Genomic DNA, 3237 nt, shown 5'->3' with positions numbered 1-3237 from the left:
GCGCCCCCGTGGCGAACCTCGCGATGCTGAGCTGGACGGCCCGCTCGTGCGCGGGCACGCCCGCGCTCAACGTCGACTACTCGTTGCTCGGCGACACCCAGGCCCGGTCGGACTTTGCCGCCGGCACCGTTGACATGGCCTTGACCACGCGCCCGGCCGCCACCGGCGCGACCGGGCCGAATCCGGTGGCCTACGCGCCGCTCGCGGTGTCCGCCATCTCGCTGGGCTTCCTGCTCGACGACCCCGTGACGCACACGGCCATCACCTCGCTGCGGCTGGACGCCCGGCTGGTCGCCAAGCTGCTCACGCAGTCCTATCCCGGTCTCTACGGTTCGGGCGGGCCGCCCGGCTGCGACCCCACGGCGCCCATCACCGGGCCGGGCAGCGCGTACTGCCCCAACCCGGGGACGACGGGGAACCCGGTCACGATTTTTGCGGACCCGGAGTTCCAGGCGCTCAACCCCGGTGTCGCCTGGGCGAAGGACTTCACCGCCCAGAACTACTTCCCGCCGGTGCTCACGGCCGACGGCGAGGACCTGACCCACGAGGTGACCCGCTGGCTCACCGCGGACCCGGACGCGAGCGCCTTTCTCAAGGGCACCAAGGACCCGTACGGCATGCACGTCAGCAGCTACTTCCTGGACGCGTGGAACAAGGGCAACGTGCGGTACCCGCTCGACACGTTCCGCACGGTCGACCCGACGTCGGCGATGAACATGACTTTCGCCCCGCTGAGCGGGCTTGACGCGGTCGTCCGCCAGGCCGCGGCCGGTGCCCCTGCGGGCAAGGACCCGAGCACCATCTCCGACCAGGATCCCGGGCACCAGCCGTCGTCCTACTCGGCGGCGCGCCAGGGTGCCCGGTCGTTGTTCGTGCTGTTCGACAGCGCGGACGCGACCAACCTGAGCCTGCCGCAGGCGGAACTGAAGAACGCCGCCGGCTCGTTTAACGCCCCGACTGACGCGGCCGTCACGGCGGCCGTCAAGGCCATGACCGTCGATGCGAACGGCGTCCGCCAGGCCGACTTCGCGGCGACCGACCCGGCGCTCTACCCGCTCGCGCTGGTCCACTACGCGATGGTCCCGACGAGCGGTATCGACAGGACCAAGGCAGCCAAGATGGCCGACTTCATCGACCTCGCCACGGCCAAGGGGCAGGAGCACGGGATCGACAACGGCCAGCTGCCGGGTGGTTATCTGAGCCTGCCGGCGAACCTGGTCGCACAGGCGGGCACGGTGCAGGCCGCGGTGCGGCTGCAGGCGGCGCCGGCATCGACCGGTACGCCGACCCCGTCGACGAGCCCGTCGCCCGCGGCGCAGACCACATCCCCGGGCACTGGTACTGGTACTGGCACTACGTCCGCGGCGGGCGGCACGACGGCGTCCGGGACGGGCGGCAGCGGTACGACCTCCGGGGCCAGCGGTGACGGAACCACCTCTGGGAGTAGCGGAAGCGGGACCACGACCTCGACCGGTGGCAGTACGGCCAGTCCTCGTCCCAGCGCGACGGCTCGGGCCAGCGCCAGCTCGTCGGCTCGGGCCACGCCGAAGGCGAGTTCCACCGCGGCGTTCACCACTTCGGCCCGGACGGGACCGTTGGTGGAGTCCACCGGCGTCGGGCGGCTCGTGATACTTCTCGTGATCGTGATCGGATTCGGCTCGGTGGCACTCGGCCTCGGGCTCGTCTGGTATTCACGCGGCGGACCCGCGTCGGCATCGACGCGGTCACTGACCCGGGTCCTGCCGCGGATGTGGAAGTAGACGGGGTGAGCGTGACGACTCAGGCACCGGCACCGGGAGCGCCTTCAACCGTGGCACCGGGCGCGGCGCCGCCGAACCGGGGCGGGCGGCGCCAGCGCCAGCCGCCACGCCCGCCGGTCGGTGGCCGGGCGGTCATCGCGATCGCCGCCGGGCGGGTTTTCATCAGTGTGGCCGTGCTGATGCTCGGCTTCGCCGGCTATCTGCTCGCGGTGTCCGGGCTGCAGGAGGCCCGGACCCAGGACAACCTCTACAAGACGTTTCGCGGCCAGCTCGCCCAGGTCGGTGACGAGGTTGCTCCGGTGGCACCACCGATCACGCCGGGTGTTCCGGTGGCGATCATCGAGATTCCGCGGTTGAAAGTCCGTCAGGTCGTGGTCGAAGGCACCACGAGCGGCGCGCTCACCCGCGGGCTCGGCCATCGCCGGGACACACCGCTGCCCGGACAGGCCGGTACGGCGGTCGTCTACGGCCGGCGCACCACGTTTGGCGCCCCCTTCGCCACGCTCGACAAGCTGCGCAACGGCGATCAGATCATCGCGACCACCGGTCTGGGCATCTCGAAGTTCACCGTCGTCGAGATCCGAGACGGGCGTACCCCACCGCAACCGGTGACCGGGTCCGTCCACCGGATCACGCTGGTGACCTCGGCGCCAGCCGTCAGCCCGACGCACACGCTGACGGTCACGGCCAACCTGACGACCGCCGCGCAGCCGTCCGCCGGTACCCGCCCGGCCATCTACGCCGACGAGCGTTCGCTTGCCGGCGAGCCGGCCGCGGCCCTGCCCCTGTTGCTGTGGGCGCAGGTGCTTGTCGTCGCGGTGGTGTTCGCGACCTGGTTGTTCCACCGCTGGGAGACGCCGGCGGCCTATCTTCTGAGCGCACCTGTGCTGGTCGCGGTGGTCTGGAACGTCTATGAAAGCCTCGCCCGCCTGCTCCCGAACCTGCTCTAGCCTGCGCACCTGCTCTAGCCCGCTGGGCCGCCGGATGCGCAGGACAGCACGATCGCACATTGTCCGACTGGAAAGGACTGACGTCATGTCCGACGCGCCCATGATCGGCATGCCCGCCCTCGACAAGCCGACCGAGGAGCTGCCGGGCGTGGCCGATCCGGCGACTGCGGTGGCTGCGACGGCGAGCGGGCTGATCCCCGCTGCCCGCCGCGAGCGCACCGGGCCGGTTTCGGGTGCGGCGCTGGAGACGAGGGACATCTCCGCCTGGTTCGGCGAGCGCAAGGTCCTCGACCGGGTGTCGCTGACCATGAGACCCGGCGAGGTGACGGCGCTCATCGGGCCCTCGGGCTGCGGCAAGTCCACCTACCTGCGCATCCTGAACCGGATGCACGAGCTCATCCCGGGCGCGTCCCTGGCCGGCCAGGTTCTGCTGGACGGCGAGGACATCTACGCCGCCGACAAGCGGGCGCAGGAGACCCGCCGGCGGATCGGCATGGTCTTCCAGAAGCCCAACCCGTTCCCTGCGA

Annotated in this window: 2 protein-coding genes and 1 pseudogene; all 3 read left to right on the top strand. The window is 71.1% G+C overall.

Features of this window, described 5'->3' with window-relative positions; genetic code table 11:
* Positions 1 to 1760 (top strand): annotated as a pseudogene (locus U9983_RS27365) (hypothetical protein); the annotation flags it as partial.
* Positions 1761 to 1765: 5 nt separating this feature from the next.
* Positions 1766 to 2710, top strand: coding sequence for a sortase (locus U9983_RS27360; protein ID WP_322756774.1), 945 nt, complete (start codon positions 1766 to 1768; stop codon positions 2708 to 2710).
* Positions 2711 to 2795: 85 nt separating this feature from the next.
* Positions 2796 to 3237 (top strand): ATP-binding cassette domain-containing protein (locus U9983_RS27355; protein ID WP_322756773.1); only part of this gene is annotated, 442 nt, incomplete at its 3' end.

The sequence above is a fragment of the Protofrankia sp. Cas3 genome, from assembly GCF_963555955.1.
In the GTDB taxonomy this organism is placed as follows: Bacteria; Actinomycetota; Actinomycetes; order Frankiales; family Frankiaceae; genus Protofrankia.
This window is presented reverse-complemented; position numbering and strand designations above follow the sequence as displayed.